The organism is Acidisoma sibiricum (assembly GCF_057837225.1).
This window is the reverse complement of the sequence record NZ_CM174445.1, coordinates 491971-511789: the sequence shown is the minus strand read 5'-3', so window position 1 is coordinate 511789 and position 19819 is coordinate 491971. Positions and strand designations below refer to the sequence as shown.

Genomic DNA, 19819 nt, shown 5'->3' with positions numbered 1-19819 from the left:
GAGCGCTTCGCATGACGGTGTCAAGACGCAAGCTAATGGCGATGAGCCTGCCGCTCGTGATGGCCGCGGGTAGTGGCCGGGCCTTTGCCCAGGCGGACTCTGGTGCGCCGGCCACAATCAGCCATTTCTACGTGGTTTTGCTGCAGATCATGAAGGAAGGCCGCGATACGCCGTTCCAGCAGCGCTATCAGACCCTGGCCCCCGCCGTGGATCAGGCCTTCGATCTGGAAGGCATCCTCCGCGTATCCGTCGGCAGCTACTGGCCAAGCCTGCCGCCGGCGCAGCAGCAATCGCTGCTAGCGGTCTTCCGCGCCTTCACGATCGCGAATTACGTGGCGAATTTCCATTCCTACAAGGGCCGCGTGATCCATGTTTCCCCCACGACGCGGCCGGTGGGCGCGTCGCAGGTGGTCTCGAGCACCATCACCAAACCCGGCCGCGATGGGCTGCGCATCGATTACGTGCTGCGACAGGAGAGCGCGGGCTGGAAGGTGGTGGATGTGCTGCTGGACGGCACGATCAGCCGTGTTGCCGTGCAGCGCTCGGATTTCGCCTCACTGGTCACGAAGGGCGATGCCAGCCAATTGATTTCGACCCTGAAGTCCAAGGTATCGACGCTGTCAGACGGCGCCATCAGCGCCTGACGGTCGGAGGAGGCCGAGCAGATGCTCGGCAGCCTGGGCCCAGCCGTCACTGTCATTATCGGCGACGATGAGATGGGCGGCCGCCCTGACGGCGGCTGAGGCATTGCCCATGGCAATGGCGAAGCCACTGGCCGCGAACATCGGCAGATCGTTCGGCATATCGCCGATGGCGGCCATGGCCGCCGGGTCGATGCCCAGCAGGTCAGCGATGACCTGCGCGGCTTCGCCCTTATTGGCGCGGGGATGGGTCACGTCGACGTAATAGTCCTGGGAGCGCAGCACAGCGGCACGGTCCCCAAGTATGGCGGCAAGATCCAGCGCCGACCGGGCGCAGCGGGCGACATCCGTGCTTGATCCCATGACTTTATGAACCGCGCCCAGGAAGGGCGTGAAATCCTCCACCACTGCCCAGTCCATGCTGATGGAGAGCTGTTCGCGGCCGATATAGGCGGCATCCGGGTTTTTGAGCAGCCAGGCGCCCCCCGCGAAAACCCAGACATCCAGCCCATCCTGCTCCAGCCGCGCCACGGCCTCGCGGCAGGCATCCGCGGGGATGGTGTGTTCGGCGACGATGCGTCCCGCGGCATCCTGCACCAGCGCGCCATTGAACCCGGCGCAGGGCGTATCGAGGCTGAGCGGCGTGACGAGCCCGGCGAGCCCTGCCGGCGGGCGGCTGCTGATCAGCGCGAGGCGGATACCCGCCTCGCGTAGCCGCGCGGCCGCCGCGATGGTGCTGGGAGCGAGGTTTCGGTCATGGCGCACGATCGTGCCGTCGACATCGGAGACGAGGAGCTGAGGATTCAGGGTCATTTGCCACCGGCGAAAGCATGCAGGCCCGAGAGTAGCGAGCGATGGAAGATGATGGCGATCAGCACCGTGGGCAGCGACAGCAGCAGGCCCGCCGCTGCCATATGGCCGTATTCCGGGTTCATGCCATTGGCGAGAAAGCCCGCGACCTGAACGGGAAAGGTGATGTTGCTGGAGGTGATGACGAAGGCGATGAAGAATTCGTTCCAGGTCAGGATCGTCACGAGCAGGCCTGCGGCGGCGATGGAGGATTTCGTCATCGGCAGCACGACGTGGAAGAAGGCCCCCCACCGTGAGCAGCCGTCGATGCGCGCCGCCTCTTCCGCGTCTTCGGGCAGAGAGCGCAGATAGGCGAGCATGATCCAGCTCGTGAGCGGCAGGTTGATGGCGATGTAGAGCAGCGTGAGGCCAAGCTCGGTATTGAGAAGATGGACGCGCAGGAACAGGAAATAGAAGGGCATGATGAGGGCGGCCGGCGGCATCATGCGCGTGGAGATGATCCAGTTCTCAAGCTGGCGGTTGTAGCGGCTTGGGAAGCGCGACAGCGCATAGGCCATCAGCGGCCCGAAGATGACCGAGAAAATGACCGATAGGGAGACCACATGCAGGCTGCGCTGCAGGGCCGCGGGATCGAGATTGTGGATAACCCAATCGATATTGATCATGGTCGGCGGATTGGGCAGCCAGACCGGCATATCGGACTGGATCTGCGCCTTGAACTTGAAGGTTGTATTGATCAGCCAGTAGAGCGGCACCATCCAGACGGCGAGGAAAAGGGTGAGGCAGAGCCGGCCGAGCCAGGTGCCGAGGCCAGGGCGGCGGCGGCGCGGGCGACGCGTGGGGGTCAGGGCGATGCTCATCGGTAGATCTTCTCATCCCATTTGGCGATGCGCAGCCAAACCGTGGTGCTGATGAGGCCGAGGACCAGGGTGATGACGCCGGCGGCGGCAGCGACCGACACCTGCGAACTCTCGGAAATGCCGACTTTGTAGATATAGAGCGACAGATCGACGGTCGCGTTGCCGGGGCCGCCATTGGTGAGCAGCTCCGTCGCGGCGAAGACCTGGCTGCAGAGGATGAATTCAAAAATGGCGGCGACTGCGATGAGCGGACGCAGCAATGGCAGGTGAATATGCCAGAAGGTCGCGAACGCCCTGGCGCCGTCGATCTTGGCGGCTTCCACGGGCTCGACCGGCAGGCTTTTGATGCCGCCGAGGAGAAGAATGACCGCAAGCGGCGACCATTGCCAGGTCTGCACGAAGACGATGGTGACAAGCGCGCCGAGCGAGGTGCCGGTGGGTGACAGCAGCACGCCCGTGATCAGCGCGATGACCTGCGGCACGGGGCCGTAAAGCGGGTCAAGCATGAGGCTGAAGACCAGCGCCATGGCCACCGGCGAGACGGCGAGCGGGATCAGCACCAGAATGGTGACGAAGCCGGATAGGCGGCCTGCGTAGAGATGGATCAGATAGGCGATGAGAAGCCCGACGGAGATGGCCGCGAGCGTGGAGCCAAAGGAGACGATGAGGGTCACGAGCAGCGCATGCAGGCCGTTGGCGCTGCCGAGCACGGCGGCATAGTTCTGGAACCAGACGAAACGCAGCGGCGTATTCGGTAGCGACACATCGATGTTCACGAAGGACAGATAGACCGCATAAAGGAAGGGCGGCAGCGAGAGCAGGGCCAGGAGAATGAAGCCCGGCAGCGGCACCAGCCAGGGGCTGCGCCACCAGCCCCGCTTTGCGGCGGGCGCTGGGCGGGCAGGTTTGAGGGAGGATGCGGTCGTCGCAGACATGATGATCCTTCAGGCGCGGAGAGGACGTGCCCGGCAGCGATGCCGCCGGGCGCCTTGTGCCGGCCTTACTGCTCGGGGAAAAGTTCCTGATAGGGACGGTCGGAACCCAGAACGCCCTGGGCCTTGAAGCGGTCGGAGACCTCATGCGCGGCGGCCGTCAAGGCGGGTTGGGCCTGCTGGCCGCCGGTGAAGACGGGCTCGATATGGGCACCGACGATATCGCCCATTTCACGCCATTGCGGAATCATCGGCCGGTAGTTCTTCTGGGTGATCTTCTGGCCTTCGGAGACCGCTTCGATATAGCCGGGGTCGAGCTTGCTGCGCAGCAGCGCCGACTGATTGACCGATTTGCGGTCCTCATTGCCGATGCCCTGCGCCGTGCGCGCGAATTCCATTTCCTGTGAGGTCGCCCATTGCAGGAAGTCGCTCGCTGCCTGGAAATTTTTGCTGGTCGGATCGACGGAGGAGGCGACGGCCAGGCCGATGGCGTAGTTCGCCGGGAACGCGCCTTTGGGTCCAGCCGGCACTACCGCATAGCCGATCTTGCCCGCGACATTGGATTGCTGCGGATCGTTAAAGGTCGGGTAGAAGGCCGTGCTTTCCACGATCATCGCCACGCGGCCGGCGGCGAAGGAGGAGGAGACCTGCGGCCAGCCCCAGGTGCCCGAGCCCGGCGGGCCGGATTCCTGGATCAGCTTGGCATAATGCTGGGTGCCTTCAACGCCCGCAGCGCTGTCGAAAATCGGCTCCATCTTGGGGCCGAGGAAATCCCCGCCATAGGAGCGCAGCCATTCGGTCCAGGTATAGACATTCATGCCTTCGCCGCGCAGGCCGCGTAGCGCGATGCCGAAGACGCGCGGCGGCTTGTTCAGCGTCTTGGCATCCGCCTCCAGCTCATCCAGTGTCTTGGGTGCGGTGAGGCCGGCCTTGTCGAACAGATCCTTGCGGTAATAGAGGATCGTCACCTCGGAATAGATGGAGAGGCCATAAAGGTGGTCGCCCCAGCTATAGGTTTTGCGGAGATTGTCGAAGACGTCGTCGAGCTTGTAGGCGGGCTTGATGGCGGCATCCAGCGGCAGCACCCATTTATTGGATGCAAAGAGAGGGATATAGTTGTTGTCCAGGCAATAGAGCTGGAAGCCGCCGGCCTTGTTGGCCGCATCCGCCACGATATGGCTGCGCAGATCGTTTTCGGGATAGTCGGTGAAGTTGATCTTGGCGCCGGTATATTGCTCGAATAGCGCCTTATGCGCTTCGATGAAATCCATCGCCGGCAGATGACGGCAGGCGACATTGACGGTGATGCCGCTATAGGCGTTCTGCGTGGTGAAGCTGGGCAGCGCATTCTTGACGCCCGCTTCGTAGTCCTGCGCATAAGCCAGCACGGGAAGGCTGACTAAGGCCGAGGCCATGAGAGCCATTTTTAGTCTTCTCATCGACATTTCCTTTTTGTTTTTATTTGGTCAAGTCGAAGCGAGGCAGCAGGATCTTCTTTGTCTTATCAATACTCCTGCCGCGTCGGCGTCACGCAGATTTCCTGCATGAGGACATTCTGCGGCATCTGGTAGGCAAAGAGAATCATCTCGGCGACATGCTCGGCCGCGATCCCGCCGCCAATACGGGCTTTATTGGCGCGATAATTCGCGAGCGTCGTCTCATCGCGCACATGGTCCAGCACCTCGGTCTCGACGACGCCGGGAGAGATCACCATCACCCGCACATCGTAGGGGGAGAGCTGCCCGCGCAGGCTTTCCGAGACCGCATGCACGAAGTATTTGGTGCCGCAATAGACCGTATGATCGGGATAGACTTTGCGGCCGGCGATGGAACTCATGTTGATGATGGTGCCGTGGCGCCGCTCCATCATCCCGCCCATCACGGCGTGGACGCCGTTCATCACGCCCATGGTGTTGATGTCGATCATCTCCTGCCAGTCGGCAGGGTCCTGCTTCGAGACATCGCCTAGCCGCGCGATGCCGGCATTGTTGAACAGGCAATCGACCGGACCGTGCTCGGCCTCGGCGCGGGAAACGGCCGCTTCGATCGCCGCGCGGTCCCGCACATCGACGGCGGCGCAGACGGTATTCGGCAGACCCAAGGCCTCCATCCGCTCGATGCGGCGGGCCATGAGCAGCAGCGGGTAGCCGGCAGCCGCGAAGGCGCGCGCCGTCGCCTCCCCAATGCCGGAGCTGGCGCCCGTTATCGCGACCAGGGGACGCGTCATGGCTGTCTCCTCAGTGCTTGATCGGCAGGGTGTTCATGGCGATCTCGGTCTGCGCGAAATCGACGATGCCGGCATCCGAGCCAAGCCCGCCCGCGACCAGTGCGCCGCAGGCGCCGGCGAAGCGGGCCGCTTTCTCGATATCCCAGCCACGATGCAGGGCGGCGATCAGGCCGCCGGTGAAGGCGTCGCCGCAACCGGTCGTATCAACCACCTGGATGTCATGGGCGGGCAGATAGAACTGCGTGTCACCGGTCGAGATGAAGGAGCCGTCACCGCCCATGGTCAGCACGCAGGTGCCGACACCAAGGTCATGAAAATACTTGGCGGCGTCTTCCGGCTTTTCATGGCCGCAAAGGGCGGAGGCTTCCTCGATGCTGGGCACGAAATAATCGACATATTCCATCGCCGGCTTGATCTTTGCCATCAGCTCGGCCTGGGCGAAGATGAGGTCGAAGGTCGTGATGCGGCCGGCGGCTTTCGCGGCGGCGAGGAGCGCGCGCGTGGGCTCACCATCCATTTTGCCGAGCAACCCGTTGCCGCCCATATGAACGAAGCGCGCATCGAGCACACGGGGATACTCGGCCTCGGTGATCAGCAGCGCGTCAGACGAGCCGCGCACGTGCAGGCAGGGCCGCTCCCCATTGGGACGCACGGCGAGGATGGAGGCCGCCGTATGCACCCCCTTGTAGCGCTGCATGGCGCTAGTATCGATGCCGAAGCTTTCCAGCGTGGAGCGGACGAAGAAGCCTTTCTCATCCTCCCCCACCGCACCGACCGCGAGCGCCTTGAGGCCGAGCTTGGCGCAATCGACGATGGTGCCGCCGGCCGTGCCCGCGACCGTCATGCGGATTTCATCGATGAAATCCGCGTTGCCGCCGTCGGGGATGCGGCGCACGGGGCGCCCCAGGATATCGATGCAGTAAAGTCCTACAACGCTGACGTCATAGGTCGGCTCGGTTTTCTCGGACATGTTCCCGTTCTCTCACCGTGAATTCTTCGATCCATCGGATAGGCACGTCTGGTTCAGGCGCAGGCGGCACCCCGTGGACTAGCGCAGCATGGCCGCGACATTGCCGCCGTCGACCGTGACGATATTGCCGGTGGTCTTGGTCAGCAGCGCCGAGGTGACGAAGGCATCCGCCACATCCTCGGCCGTGACTTCCTCACCCAGCAGATTGCCGGCCATATAGTCTTCCGCGGTGACGCCGCGGGCGGCCGCGCGCGCTTCGATCAGCTCTGGATTGAGCAGGCCGGAGCGGATGCGGTCAGCATTGATGCCATTGGCACGGATGCCGTCGCGGCCATGTTCCAGCGCATATTGCCGGACCAAGGCGAGCAGAGCGGCTTTGGCTGTGCCATAGGCGCCGAAATTGGCGCCCGGATTGACCGCCTGTTTGGAGACGTTGAAGAGCAGCACGCCGCCAAAGCCCTGCGCCTTCATGACCGCGACGGCGGCCTGTGCCATGGCCTGATGGCCGTAGAAATTGAGCGCGAAACTCTCCTGCAGCGTGCTGACCGGCATATCCGCGATCATGCCGGTCAGTGCGGAGCCCGCATTCGACACCAGGATGTCGAGCCCGCCGAAATGCGCGAGCACCGCATCCATGGCGCGACGGACAGAAGCGGGGTCGGTGACGTCACAGCCAATGGCCAGCGCCCGGCCGCCGACCAGCTTTGCTGTCGCTTGCGCCTTGCCGAGGTCGAGATCGAGCACTGCGACTTCCGCGCCGGCGGACGCGAAGGCGCGCGCCGTTGCCTGGCCAATGGCGCCGCCGCCGCCCGTCACGGCGACGACCCGCCGGGCGAGCGGCTTCTCGGCGCCTTTTCCGAGCTTTGCCTGTTCCAGCGACCAGTATTCCATGTCGAAATGGTCTGCTTCGCTGATGGATTCGAAGTGGCCGACAGCTTCCGCGTCCAGCACGGCGTCGATCCAGGCTTCCGCGACGTCCGCGGAAATGCTGGCCTCGGCCGCGGTCTTGCCGATGCCGACGATGCCGAAGCCCGGGATCGCGAGCACGCGGGGCAGCGGATCGAGCGGTTTTTTGATACCGCCGACGCGGGCATTGTGGCGGCGGAAATAGTCCTCGTATTCGGCGATGAAGCGCGCGATGGCGATGTCAGCCGCTGCCCCCCAGGCGGCGAGATCACCGTGCGGGGCGGCGGGGAGGACGGCAGGGCCGGCCTTGATGCGGATGACCTGTTCCGGTGTCGCGACACCGCGCTTGGCGTAATCGGCCAGATCGCGGCTGTTGACGAAGCGCCGGATGCGATCACTGACGCGGTGATGGAGAAGCCAGCGGGCCGGGGTGCCGGCGGGTGCCAGCTTGGCCAGAATGCCGCGCAGCAGCGGGAAGATGGCGCTGGCGGGCGCTGCCTCGGCCGTGAGCGCCACCGGATGCAGGCCCGGTGCGTCAATCCCGTTTTCGGCGACGTAGCGCTCCATCAGCGTGACCATTTCGATCATCAGCTCATAGGCTTCGCGCGCCGTCTGCCCCATGGTGAAAATGCCGTGCTTGGCGAGCAGAAGGCCCTGGACGCCCGGGTTGCGGTCGAAGACGGCGCCTGCGGTTTTCGCGAGCTGAAAGCCCGGCATGATATAGGGCACAAAGGCGACGCGGCCGCCGAAAATGCGCTGGCAGACGGCTTCCGCGTCCGGCAGGCAGGCGATGGCGGTGGAAACCACCGAATGGGTATGGTCGATGAACTTATGTGGCAGATAGGCGTGGAGCAGCGTCTCTACCGAGGGATTGGGCGCGGTGGTATCCAGCAAGTTCTGCCGCTGGGCATTGACCATATCCTCATCCGACATGGCGTCCAGGCTGCGCAGCCGGTCCAGCGGCGCGCGGCGGACGGCGGGGTGGCCGTCCGGCTCGATCACCGCAAGGTCACGGCCGCTGCCCTTGATGCAGAGCACATCCACCGGTTCGCCGAACAGGTCGGGCAGGCGCGTCTTGACCGATGTATTGCCGCCGCCATGCATGACAAGCCAGGGCACGCTGCCCAGAAGCCGCGACGTATAGGTGCGCAGCGCCAGATCCTCGCCCACGCCGCGCGCTGCATAATGGGCCACGCAAGCGCGGGCATCGTCATCCGACCAAAGGCTTTTCATCGTTCTCGGCGCCGTGTTGTGGACTGGTGTGTATGACTGTGTACCGACTGCTCTATGGGCAGCCTTGTGGACTGGCAAGGACTGTAGAAGCAGCTCTGGACAGATGTCAATCAAGTCTGACAAAGTTATAAATAGAGGATGGAGCGCGTCAGCATGGGTCAAGCGAAAGCAGGGACGATGAAGCCGGATGCGCCGTCCCGCATGCGGCGTGACGCGCTGACCCCGCCCGCCGAATTCGCGAGTGACGCAACCGTCTGGGCCGCCTGGCTTTATTACGAGGAAGGGCTGACGCAGGAGGAAATCTCCCGCACGCTGGGCATATCACGCGGCAGCGTCGTCGCCATGCTGCAGGAAGCTCGCGAGAACGGCACCGTCTCCATCTCCATCGCGACGGACCATCTGCAAAGCGTGACGCTGGCGCGCGCCATCATGGCGCGGTTCGGCATCGCGGAATGTTTGGTGGTGCCGGGCGATGACGGGCGGCTGCAGGATCACGAGCGGGTCGGCCGTGCGGCCGCGCGGCTGCTGTCGGAGCGGCTGCAGCCGGAGGACGTGCTCGGCGTCTCCTGGGGGCGGACGGTGCTGGCGCTGTCGCAGTCGATGCCGCCGCGGGTCCTGCCGGGTGTCTCGATCGTGCAGATCACCGGCAGCGCCATCGGCACCTATCGCTTTTCCGCCGAGGCTTGCGCATCCAACATCGCCAATCGGATCGGCGCACGCTGCGTCTATCTGCATGCGCCGGGCATCGTCTCCAGCGCCGAGATGAAGCGCATGCTGATGCAGGAGCCGACGCTGGTTGAGCAGTTCCGCATCATGAGCACCTGCACCAAGATCATCTACGGCGTCGGCAGTGTGGAAGCGTCCAGCACCGCCTTCGAGACCGGCTTTCTGTCGCCAGAGGAAGGGCAGCCGTATCGTGACAGGGGCGCGGTCGGCGTGCTGGCCGGGCGGTTCATCGATGCGGAGGGGCGGGTCGTCAGCGGCGAGCTGGACGACAGGCTGATCGGCATGACGATTCCCGAGATTGCGCAGATCCCCGAGCGGATCTGCGTCGCGGCCGGACCGGATAAGGCCGCACCTATCCGGGCCTTGCTGGTCGGAGGTTACGTGACGGTGCTGGTGACGGATGCGGCAACGGCCCAAGCGCTGCTGACGCTGCCCTTGACCCGTCAATCCTGAGCGTCAGGCAGGACGGGTACGGCGGCATTGTCCTGCCAGCCGAGACGGACAGGATCGCCTTCCCGGGGCAGGTTGCCCGCGCCGCGCAAGGCAAGGCTGACTTCCAGCGCCGGGTGGCACGCTGTCTCCACCACCAGCTGCAGGACGGTGCCGGCATAGAGTGCTGCGGTGATCCGGCCGGGGACTGCGTTGGCAGCCGTCTCATCGGGGCCGAGCAGGATGATCTTGTTCGGCCGCAAGGCGAGTAGCGTCGCCTCACCCACTGCCGGCGACCATTCTTGCGGCCGCGCCTGACTCAGGGTGACGCCCTGGCAGATCAGGCTGACCTCGCCTTCGGAGACGGCGGTCACCGTGGCGTCGAGAAAATTGCTGCGGCCGAGGAAGCCCGCGACGAAGCGGGTGGACGGATGCTCGAACAACGCATGCGGCGTGCCGAGCTGCGCCAGCTTGCCGCCGCGCATGATGGCGATGCGATCGGACATGGTGATCGCCTCTTCCTGGTCATGCGTCACATTGACGAAGGTGGTGCCGATGCGGCTGTGCAGGCGCTTCAATTCGATCTGCAGATCCGTGCGCAGGCTTTTGTCGAGTGCGGAGAGCGGCTCGTCGAGCAGCAAAAGCTTGGGCCGGAAGACGAGCGCACGCGCCAGCGCCACGCGCTGCTGCTGGCCGCCGGAGAGCTGTGCTGGCTTGCGGTCAGCGAGATGCGCGAGCTGGACGAGGGCAAGCGTCTCGCGCACGCGCGCCTCACGCTCCGCCCGGCCGATACGGCGTACCCGCAGCGGATAGGCGACGTTTTCGGCAACCGTCATATGCGGGAACAGCGCATAGCCCTGGAAGACGACGCCGAAATCCCGCGCCTCTGGCGGCAGGCGGGTGATGGGCGCGCCGTCGAGCAGGATTTCGCCGGCCGTCGGCTCCACAAAGCCTGCGATTGCCATCAGAACGGTCGTCTTGCCCGAGCCCGAGGGGCCAAGCAGGGTCAGGAACTCCCCGGCCGCGATATCAAGGGTGAGATCGTCGATCGCGACCGTCTGGTGATAGCGCTTGGTGAGGCCGCGGAGTGCCAGTGCATGGGCGGGTTCGGTCATGGCATATCCTGGAAGGCGCGGTCACGCTTGAGGTCACGCAGCAGCAGAACCGCGGCAATGGCGAGCGTGACCAGGATCATCAGGGAGGAGACCGCCGCCATCGCGGGGTCGAGATTGTCGTGGATGTCCTGGAAGATCTTGCGCGGCAAGGTGAAGACATGGCGCGACGTCACGAACATGGTGACGACGATCTCGTCCCAGGAGGTGATGAAGGCGAAGACGGCGCCCGCCATGATGCCGGGGCGCGCCGCGGGCACGAGAATGGACCAGGCCGTGCGCAAGGCGCCGGCACCCAGCGTGCGGCTCGCCTGCTCGATGCGGCGGTCAATATGGGCGAGGGCGGCCGAGACCGTCAGGAAGACGAAGGGCGTGGCCAGGATAGTATGGGCGATGACAGTACCGGGCAGCGTGTCAAACAGGCCGAAATCGACCCAGACCTGATACATGCCGAGCGCCGAGACGACGGCCGGGACGATGATGGGCATGAGGATGACGATGCGGATCGGCCCGATCGCCCAATGGCCGGCCAGCCGCCAGGCGGCGATGGCGGCCGCGGTGCCGATGGCGGTCGCGCAGATCATGGTCAGCGTCGCGATGATGAGGCTCTGGCCGATGGCGTTGAGCCAGTCGGCGGAAGCGAAGACCGCCGCGTAATGGCTGAAGGACATCCCGCCCGAGGGCAGGGAGAGCCAGCGGTTGGGCGTGACCGAGACGGGAAAGACCACCAGCATGGGTGCGATGAGAAAGACCAGCACCAGCCAGCCGAGGGCGCGGAAGGGGAGCGTCGTCCAGTCCGGCCCGGATCGCAGGCGCCTCATGACGGCAGTATCCGCTTGCTGCCGAGCAGCTTGCCGGCGATGCCCAGAACCACAAGGGTTAGGACCAGCAGCACCACGGCCTGGGCGGCGGCGAAGCCCCAGCGCAGCATTTCCAGAACCGTCACGCTGACATATTCGGCGAGCATGACGACCCGTCCGCCGCCGAGGATGGAGGGGGTGATGAAGAAGCCGAGTGAAAAGACGAAGACGATGACGCCGGCTGCGGCGACGCCGGGCAGGCTGAGCGGCATGAAGACGGAGAGGAAGGTGCGCACGCGCCCCGCGCCCAGGCTGTAGCTCGCGCGCATCAAAGCCGGGTCGATCGACTGCATGGCGGCGAGCAGCGGCAGCACGGCATAGGGCAGCAGGTAATGCACCATGCCGATGACGACGCCGGTCTCATTCCGCACCAAAGCGAGCGGCGCATGGATAAGGCCGAGCGCCATCAGCGTATTGTTCACAACGCCATGATCATCGAGAAGGATAAGCCAGGAGAAGGCGCGGACGAGGACGGAGATCCACAGCGTCAGCAGCACGATCGCCATCATCACCCGCCGCCGCTGCCGTGGTGCATGCACCATGACGGTGGCGAGAAGATAGGCGATGGCGACGGCGATGACGGTTGTCAGCGCACAGATGCGGAAGGTGTTGAACATCACCTTCCGCGGTCCGTGAGACAGAACCAGATGCGTGAAATTCTCGATCCCCGGATGCGGGTCGGTCACGCTGAGCAGCAGCACCCGCACCAGCGGATAGACGTAGAAGACGCCAAGCAACACCAGGACCGGTACCAGTAGAAGCCAGTACCGATCGAAGGGCCGTCTATGGCCTGGGCCGCGGAGGGTGGCGTTAACGGACGGCACGCTGTCAGCCAGACATCGCATCCAGCCAGGTGCCGACGGCATCGTCGTAATGCTTGGCGTACCATTCCTCATCGCGGTTGATCTGCAGGGACAGATTGGCGGGGCTTGACGGGTCCTTGGCCGCAAGATCGCCGGTCGCCATTTTGGAGGCTGCCGGGTTGGCAGGGCCGTTGCCCATCAGCTTGAGCAGCAGGAGCTGGCTTTGCGGGTCCTGCGCGGTCGCGATGAAGGTGTTGGACGCCTTCGGGTCTTTGACACCTTTGGGGATGGTCATGGCGCCGGATGTACGAATGCCCTGGTTGAAGGTGTAGTCAACGCGGCCCTTGGTATCGCGCTTCAGCACGCTGGCGCGCGTGTTCCAGATGCAGGCCATGGTGACTTCGCTGTCCATGAACATCTGCTGCGAGGATGCGCCCGAATCCCAAAGGATGAGATTGTCGCCGAGCGTCTTGGCCTTGGCGATGACACGGTCCATGTCCATCGGATAGAGCTTGTCGGGTGCGACACCATCGGCGAGCAGGATCGGCTCACCCGTGCCCATGAAATATTTCCACAGGCTGCGCTTGCCGGGATATTTCTGGAGGTCGAAGAAATCCTGCCAGGTCGGCACGCCCTTCACCTTGGTGGTGTCATAGGCCAGCACATAGGAATAGACATAGTCACAAACGCCGTAGGGCCAGATGAATTCCGGCCAGACCTTAGACTTGTCAACGATCGTGTAGTCGATCGGGTCCAGGAAGCCGGCATCGCCGAGCTGGATGCCGTAATAGCCGTCGCCGTCCGAGACATCCCAGATGACGTTATGGGCTTGGACCTGCTGCTTGATATTGCCGGGCAGCGGGCCGGACCCGTCGAAATGCACCTTGATGCCGGTCTTCTGGGTGAAGGGCGCGCCCCAGGCCTGGGCCCAGGCGGCCAGCGCATCACCGCCGAAATTCGCGACCGTGATTTCCGACGTGGCCGCCTGAGCCTTGGCAACCCCGCCGAAGGCCGTGGCGCCGAGGCCGATGGCCGCCATCAGGCGCGCGAAATCGCGCCGGGTGATATGGCCGCGGTCCATTTCCTGTTCGGCCAGTTCTCTGAGATCCTGGCCGAAGCTGGGACGTTGCAGGCTCATGCAGGGGAGTCCTCCGGGGTTAGAGACGATCGACGAGCAAGGCAGCAAAGGGTCGAAGGCAGGCGCGATCAGGCGGCGGTTTCGCTGTCCAATTGCCGCCAGATGCGGCGGACATGATCCTTCAGGATCAGCGCCTCCGCCCAGCGATCGGACAGTTCCAGGCCATCGGCGCCGGTCATGGCGTATTCATGCGGTCCAAGTTCACAGAGAAAATTCAGCGGCCCGCTGCCGCCGGATCGCCGCCAATGGCGAAAACCGTCTTCCCACCAGGCAAGAAACAGGCCGAGCCACTTCTGATACTGCGGAAAGCCGAACGGCACCTGGATCTGCTGCCGTGAGGCGATGCGTCCCTGGAAAGAACCGGAGCGTTGCAGGATGCGGCTCACATGGCTTTGCGTGCGCGCGTCGGGGGGAAAATCGAATTCGCGGCCGACCACGTAATGCGAGAGATCGGCACAGAGCACCATTTCGGGCACGGCGTCGATCAGCTGCAGGGTCGCGAACATATCGTTGGTGATGCTGTTGCGATGGGTTTCGAACTGAAGTTCGATTCCGGCCGCATCGGCCATCTCGATCCAGCGGCGGGCGACCGGGACGGTCGCGTCCACACCGAGCGGCATGACCTGGCCGATGAGATTGACGTGGCGTGCATTCAGACGCTTGGCGAGATCGAGAACGGGTGTCATCCCGTCGATGCTTTTGACAAAAGCGGTGATCAGGCAGCCGAGATTATGGCGCGCGAAGAGCGGCTCCAGGGCAGCCGCCTGATCGAGCGGGGTCACGCCAAGGTCGATCCCCATGCCGTCGTAACCGGCTGCCGCCACCAGGGCGAAACTCTCCTCGACCGGCCGTTCGGCCTGCCCTGGAATGCGCATCTGCATGGCCCAGAGAGCCTGGAAAACTTCCAGTCGCGGTAGAGCCGTCACGCGACGATTTCCATGCGGTCGCCGTCGCGCAGCAAGGTGGTCGCGATCTCAACCTGCGCGCCGATATAGGTGGCACCCGGTAGCGGCTCACCCAGGCGGGTCTGGATTTCGCGGTTCAGCTCCGGCAGAGCGAAGAAGGGTATCCCGGGGAAGGTGTGGTGCGCGGTATGATAGGACATGTTCCACACCAGCCAGCGCACCAGCCACGGCCCGCGCAGCGTGCGGGTATTGCGCAGCGTATCCTGCTCATGCGTCAGGCAGGTGTGCTCACCCGTGTTCTGCATGTTGTGCACCCATTTGAAGAGCATCATGGGGGCAAGCCAGAAGATCACTGCGGCCCATGTGTGGAGCGCCAGCGAGACGGCGAGGATCGCGGCATAGCCCGCCAGGTGCCAGCGTGCTTCCAGCATGACCTCGCGGCGCTGGGGCTCCGTCAGATAGGTCGCATAGGCGGGCAGACGACCGGTCGCGATCCGCACCGTGTTGCGGGCCCGCGCCCACCAATAGGTGATGCCGATGATGTAGAAAAAGTAGGAGCTGGGCGTGTAAGGGCCGCGCGACAGCAATTCGGGGTCACGGGCCGGGTCCTGAGTATGGCGGTGATGGGCGAAATGGAAATACCGGTCCCAGCGCGCCGGATAGATCGACAGAAAGCCGATCGCCGCCCCCACCCAATCATTGAGCCAGCGTGCCCGGAAGGCGGTGCGGTGGCTGGTCTCATGCTGGCCGGCATAGAGGCAGTTGAGCACGATGCCGAGGGCGGCGAAGGGCAGCACCGCCCAGAGGCTGGGCCACAGCCACCATGTGAGGGCGATGGACATGCTGATCGCCGCAAGCTGGCTGCCGAGCTGCAGCAATCCGCGCGCATCGGACCGCGTGCTGAGCGATTTGAGCACCTGCGGCGGCACCACTTTGGCGCCACGCGCCGAAATCCAGTCCTGCATCCCGGCCTCCCAAGGCTGATTATCGCCCTATAGGCGCTTGGTCTGCCGTGGTGGTTATGAATCGAGCGAACTGAACTTCGGCAGTGGCGACACTGCCTATATTACGCTCTGTTTGCTTATATTATCATCATAGGATGCGATCAGCATGCTGCGGAACCGCTCCGCAATCAGTCCAGGCGGCGTTCCGCGCTTGGTCATGAGATAGAAGGTATTGCCGAGCGCAAGCCGGTCAGGGGCCAAAGCACGCATGCGGCGCTCCCGCACCCAGGGTTCGGCATAGTCGGGCGGCAGGAAGCCGAGATATTCGCCCGTCAGCAGCAGGACAGCGCGTGCGTCGATACTGCCGGCGCGGGCCGAAAAGCGCAGCTTCTCCCGCCAGACCGGCCAAAAGGGTCCCGTCGCACCGGCCGAGACCTCAACCACGCGATGATCGGCCATCGTGTCAGGCGTGATTGCCGCGTCGGCCACCGCAAACAGCGGGTGGCGGTCGCCGCAATAGAGATGCAGCCGCTCCTCGAACAAGGGCAGCAGATCAAGCGTGGGCACCAGCCGGGGCAGAACCGAAACGCCGAGGCTGGCGCGGCCGTCCAGTACTGCCTGCTCCACGGCATCGGGGGGTGCCGAGACAAGGTTGAGGAAAACCTCCGGGTGCTGACGGCTGAAGGCGGCCAGAACCCTGACCAGCGGGCTGTCGCCGTAGGTGACGATATTGTCGGTGACATGGAGCGAGAGCGTGCCGGAGAGGCGCCCGCGCGCTTGGTTAACGCGATCCCGGAACTGCCCGAGATCAGCGAGCAACTGGCCGATGGCGTCGCGCACCTGCATGCCCTCCGCGGTGAGCGCGAAGCCGGCGCGGCCACGCTGGCACAGAACAAGGCCGAGGCGCGTTTCAAGCGCCGAGACATCGGCGCTGATCGCGGATTTGCTTTTGCCGAGCGAGGTTTCGGCCGCCGTGAACCCACCCTTGTCTGCCACCGTCCAGAAGACGCGCAGAAGCCTGAGATCGGTTTCGGCCAGTTGCCCTTGAAACGTCCCGGACAAAAAAATCTCCCCAAGCTGCAGTCAGCAAGGGGAGATTAAGCCACGCTTCGTGGGCGTCGTCATCGCTGCCCGAAGCGCCGTGGCGCCTCAGGCAGCGGGATTGGTTAGCTCAAAACCTTCGACTTGCTGTCAATCGCTTCCATCAGCTCGTGCCAGGACTTCACGAAGCCCTTGGCGCCGGCGGCCTGCAGCTCGGTCGAGAGTGCCGTCAGATCGACGCCGGCATCCTGATGCGCCTTCAGGACCTTGGAGAAATCGCCGCCGTGGCGCGGAATGACCTTATCCACCGCGCCATGGTCGGCGAAAGCGAGCAGGGTGCCTTCCGGCATGGTGTTGACGGTGTTCGGCGCCGCAAGGCCGGTGATGTAGAGGGTGTCGGACGCGTTCTTGTCCTTCGTGCCGGTGCTGGCGAACAGCAGGCGCTGCGGGCGGGCACCGAGGTTTTCCAGGCGCTGCCAGCGGTCGCTTTCGAGCACGTCACGATAGGCGGCATAGGCCTGCTGGCCGACGGCGAGGCCGAGCGTGTTCTTGACGTCAGCCGGCACTTTGTCGGCGACCGCGCTATCCCAGCGGCTGATGAAAAGCGACGCGACCGACCGCACGTCCGGGGACTTGCCTTCGGCAACCCGGCGCTCCAGCCCGCGCATATAGGCTTCAGCGCAGGCGAGGTAGTGGTCGGTGGAGAACAGCAGGGTGACGTTGATCGGCACGCCCGCATAAATCGCGTCTTCGATCGCCGGCAGGCCTTCCGGCGTGCCCGGGATCTTGATGAAGAGGTTCGGCTTGGCGGCCTGGGCATGCAGCGCCGCGGCCTGCTTCACGGTCGCGTCAGTGTCATAGGCGAAGAGCGGGGAGACTTCGAGGGAGACGAAGCCATCGACCGTGCCGGTGCGCTCATAGATCGGCAGAAAAAGATCGGCCGCGCGCGACAGATCCTGGATCGCCATGTTGAAGAACAGCGCCTCGCCCTTGTGGCCGGCGTCGAGCTGGCGATGGATTTCGGCGTCGTACCAGCTGCTTTTGGAGATCGCGTTGTCGAAGATGGTCGGGTTGGAGGTCAGGCCCGTGACCGACTTCGTCTCGATGTAGCTTTTCAGCGTGCCGCTATCGAGAAGGTCGCGGGTGATATTGTCCAGCCACAGGCTCTGGCCGAGCTTGTTGAGATCATGAGGTGCGGTCGAAGCCATGATAAGGGTCCTTTATCGCTTGCCGATGACGCGTGTCGTTGTGATCTGGTCCGGCACGTCGCAACGCTGGGATTTATAACTATAGCACAGGGGCGCCTTATTGCGCCGCCGCCTGTTCCAGTCCGTAAATCGCGGCGCCCAGAAGAGCTGCGTTCATCATGATGACATGGACCGGAATATTGCGCAGCATATTGGCGAACCGGCCCTTGGCGCAGAAAGCCTGCATGAAGGCACCGTCCTGAAGCTGCGGCACCAGACGCGGCGGCATGCCGCCTGCCAGATAGATGCCCCCCGTGGCCATGACTTTCAATGCCAGATTGCCGGCCTCGGCGCCCCAGACGTCGATGACAATGCGCAGCGTCTCGGCAGCCAGCGGATTGTTGTCGGGTTCGGTCAGCGCCGCCTCCACGATAAGCGGCGTGCGATCATGCTCCGCGTGCAGTTTGGCGGCGAAGGCGGGCGCTTCGGAGGCCGGATCGCGTGAGCGCACATAGTCATAGACATTGGGCAGGCCGGAGCCGGCGCAGACGCGCTCATAGGCCGCATGACGGAAGCGGTCTGTGAGGTAGGACCAGAGACCGTCCTGGATATGGTTGGTGGGCGCGAAATCCGCATGCCCACCCTCGGATTCGCAGGCGATATAGCTCTGGCCGCTCCAGATTAGAAAAGCTTCGCCCAGGCCGGTGCCCGGAGCCATGACGCCGATCGCCGCGTTCTGCACGGCGCGCCCGGCATTGATGACTTCCGTCTCCTCCGGCAGCAGATGCGGCACGGCATGCGCGATGGCCTTGAGATCATTCAGGAGACTGACGCGATCGAGCTTCAACTCGCGGGCGAGAACCTTCTCATCCAGGTTCCAGGGCAGATTGGTCAGATGGGCATGGCCATCGATCACCGGTCCCGCGACATCGAAGCTGGCGGAGGTCACCGTCACGCCTTTGTCGGCGAGGAATTTCCGAATGATCGGTTCAAGGCCTGGATAATCCTGGCTGGGATATTCCTCCTCGGCGAGGAACTTGCGCGGCCCCTGTTCAGGGGAGACGAGCGCCAGGCGGGTTTTAGTGCCACCAACATCACCGGCAATGAGCATCAGGCAAGCCCCTTCCAGATCGGCGATCTGTATTCGTGAGCAAGCTTACGACTCAGGCACCGCATCATTCGTCCGCAACCGATCAGGCGGGTACCATAGCGCGTCGGGAGAGGAGGTCAAACCGGTGGCCGGGGCCGTTCAGGATGCGCCGGAGCGGCGGCCTTTCGGGGGATTTGCGAGTTTTTCGGCCCCGCTCATGATGACGGAGGCACGCTGCAGCATGGCGGCGAGAGAGGCCTGCGAGGTTGTGCCCGTCTGGACAAGAAGCTTCTTCAGCCGCGTGCGCACCGTGCCGATCGGCAGGTTATGGAGCGCCGCGAAATCCGCGAGGCTGTGCCCGAGAGCCAGGCTTTCGGCGAGGGCCGCATGCGGGGCGGAAAAGCCGAAGGCCGCCGTGGACCAGCCGTGCGCCAGCAGCATGGGGGCGCGCAGTTCGGCAATGGCGACGATGACCAGCGGCTTGCGGGGGACTGCGTGGAGACGCATCAGAGCGCTCGCTTCCTCCTGGCGGGTAAGAAAGCGCAGCAATTCCCCCGTGCCACGCGCTACGACGCGGCCGACCGCCTCCAGCAGGGCATGGGTATCGCTTGCGCGGCGCACGGTCAGACGGCCCTGATGGGCATAGAAGGCCCTGGAATTCTCCAGCAGTGCCGGCCCGGTGCTGCTGGAGGCGACAATTTCGCAATTCGGCCGGATCAGGAATGTCGGCACCGAAAACATGTTCAAGGCGAGCCCCGCGATATAGGCGGCCTCGCCGTGCTCCATTGTGCCGTCAAGCGCATGGGACGACATCAGGGTCGCGACCGGACCGGTTTCCGGGGGGATGACGCTGACCGCCCTGACCGATGCCGGGGGCGCCGTCTGGACACGATCTGACAATACCATGACTCTTATGACCCTAACCTGCGCCCGTCGGCCGTAACCAATTGTTAGAAAAGCCGAACTAGTCACGCTCCACAAGCATAACCGAGAGGAAAGATCAGC

General features: G+C 64.1%; 19 protein-coding genes. 2 read left to right on the top strand and 17 right to left on the bottom strand.

What is annotated here, in order from left to right; translation table 11 throughout:
• The first annotated feature begins 11 nt into the window (after positions 1–11).
• Complete coding sequence (locus AC3G7M_RS02405; RefSeq protein WP_489214129.1) at positions 12–644, top strand: ABC transporter substrate-binding protein; 633 nt, start codon at positions 12–14, stop codon at positions 642–644.
• Here the strand turns inward: AC3G7M_RS02405 and AC3G7M_RS02400 are convergent.
• The 7 genes from AC3G7M_RS02400 to AC3G7M_RS02370 form a co-directional block, all read right to left on the bottom strand.
• A complete protein-coding gene (locus AC3G7M_RS02400; protein WP_489214128.1) occupies positions 621–1454 on the bottom strand; it encodes a Cof-type HAD-IIB family hydrolase in 834 nt (277 codons plus the stop codon). The two genes, AC3G7M_RS02405 and AC3G7M_RS02400, sit on opposite strands and share 24 nt — an antisense overlap.
• Positions 1451–2311, bottom strand: coding sequence for a carbohydrate ABC transporter permease (locus tag AC3G7M_RS02395; protein WP_489214127.1), 861 nt, complete (start codon positions 2309–2311; stop codon positions 1451–1453). The genes AC3G7M_RS02400 and AC3G7M_RS02395 overlap by 4 nt, the downstream gene beginning before the upstream one ends.
• Complete coding sequence (locus AC3G7M_RS02390) at positions 2308–3246, bottom strand: carbohydrate ABC transporter permease (protein WP_489214126.1); 939 nt, start codon at positions 3244–3246, stop codon at positions 2308–2310. The genes AC3G7M_RS02395 and AC3G7M_RS02390 overlap by 4 nt, the downstream gene beginning before the upstream one ends.
• A 65-nt stretch (positions 3247–3311) precedes the next feature.
• Positions 3312–4682 carry an ABC transporter substrate-binding protein gene (locus AC3G7M_RS02385; protein WP_489214125.1) on the bottom strand — a complete coding sequence of 457 codons (1371 nt, stop codon included), beginning with the start codon at positions 4680–4682 and terminating at the stop codon, positions 3312–3314.
• A gap of 65 nt (positions 4683–4747) precedes the next feature.
• Complete coding sequence (locus AC3G7M_RS02380) at positions 4748–5470, bottom strand: SDR family oxidoreductase (RefSeq protein ID WP_489214124.1); 723 nt, start codon at positions 5468–5470, stop codon at positions 4748–4750.
• 10 nt (positions 5471–5480) lie between these two features.
• Positions 5481–6440: a carbohydrate kinase family protein gene (locus AC3G7M_RS02375; RefSeq protein ID WP_489214123.1), complete on the bottom strand. Its 960-nt coding sequence runs from the start codon at positions 6438–6440 to the stop codon at positions 5481–5483.
• A 78-nt stretch (positions 6441–6518) separates the two neighbouring features.
• Positions 6519–8579 (bottom strand): bifunctional aldolase/short-chain dehydrogenase, encoded by a 2061-nt coding sequence (locus AC3G7M_RS02370; protein ID WP_489214122.1) that lies wholly within the window; start codon positions 8577–8579, stop codon positions 6519–6521.
• A 153-nt stretch (positions 8580–8732) separates the two neighbouring features.
• Here AC3G7M_RS02370 and AC3G7M_RS02365 point away from each other — a divergent pair, with 153 nt between their 5' ends.
• Positions 8733–9758 (top strand): sugar-binding transcriptional regulator, encoded by a 1026-nt coding sequence (locus AC3G7M_RS02365; protein WP_489214121.1) that lies wholly within the window; start codon positions 8733–8735, stop codon positions 9756–9758.
• Here AC3G7M_RS02365 and AC3G7M_RS02360 read toward each other — a convergent pair.
• The 10 genes from AC3G7M_RS02360 to AC3G7M_RS02315 form a co-directional block, all read right to left on the bottom strand.
• A complete protein-coding gene (locus AC3G7M_RS02360) occupies positions 9749–10849 on the bottom strand; it encodes an ABC transporter ATP-binding protein (RefSeq protein WP_489214120.1) in 1101 nt (366 codons plus the stop codon). The two genes, AC3G7M_RS02365 and AC3G7M_RS02360, sit on opposite strands and share 10 nt — an antisense overlap.
• On the bottom strand, positions 10846–11667 hold the full coding sequence (locus AC3G7M_RS02355) for an ABC transporter permease (RefSeq protein ID WP_489214119.1): 822 nt from the start codon (positions 11665–11667) through the stop codon (positions 10846–10848). Before AC3G7M_RS02355 ends, AC3G7M_RS02360 begins: the two co-directional genes overlap by 4 nt.
• Positions 11664–12446, bottom strand: coding sequence for an ABC transporter permease (locus AC3G7M_RS02350; protein WP_489214118.1), 783 nt, complete (start codon positions 12444–12446; stop codon positions 11664–11666). The genes AC3G7M_RS02355 and AC3G7M_RS02350 overlap by 4 nt, the downstream gene beginning before the upstream one ends.
• Before the next feature lie 88 nt (positions 12447–12534).
• Positions 12535–13647 carry an ABC transporter substrate-binding protein gene (locus AC3G7M_RS02345; protein ID WP_489214117.1) on the bottom strand — a complete coding sequence of 371 codons (1113 nt, stop codon included), beginning with the start codon at positions 13645–13647 and terminating at the stop codon, positions 12535–12537.
• A 68-nt stretch (positions 13648–13715) separates the two neighbouring features.
• A complete protein-coding gene (locus AC3G7M_RS02340; protein WP_489214116.1) occupies positions 13716–14573 on the bottom strand; it encodes a sugar phosphate isomerase/epimerase family protein in 858 nt (285 codons plus the stop codon).
• Positions 14570–15517, bottom strand: coding sequence for a fatty acid desaturase (locus tag AC3G7M_RS02335; protein ID WP_489214115.1), 948 nt, complete (start codon positions 15515–15517; stop codon positions 14570–14572). Before AC3G7M_RS02335 ends, AC3G7M_RS02340 begins: the two co-directional genes overlap by 4 nt.
• Before the next feature lie 96 nt (positions 15518–15613).
• Positions 15614–16558, bottom strand: coding sequence for a LysR family transcriptional regulator (locus AC3G7M_RS02330; protein ID WP_489214114.1), 945 nt, complete (start codon positions 16556–16558; stop codon positions 15614–15616).
• 104 nt (positions 16559–16662) lie between these two features.
• Entirely contained in the window at positions 16663–17745 is a 1083-nt protein-coding gene (gene tal, locus AC3G7M_RS02325; RefSeq protein ID WP_489214113.1) for a transaldolase, read from the bottom strand.
• A 97-nt stretch (positions 17746–17842) separates the two neighbouring features.
• A complete protein-coding gene (glk, locus tag AC3G7M_RS02320; protein WP_489214112.1) occupies positions 17843–18835 on the bottom strand; it encodes a glucokinase in 993 nt (330 codons plus the stop codon).
• Between the two features lie 138 nt (positions 18836–18973).
• Entirely contained in the window at positions 18974–19714 is a 741-nt protein-coding gene (locus AC3G7M_RS02315) for a helix-turn-helix transcriptional regulator (RefSeq protein ID WP_489214111.1), read from the bottom strand.
• Positions 19715–19819: the final 105 nt, after the last annotated feature.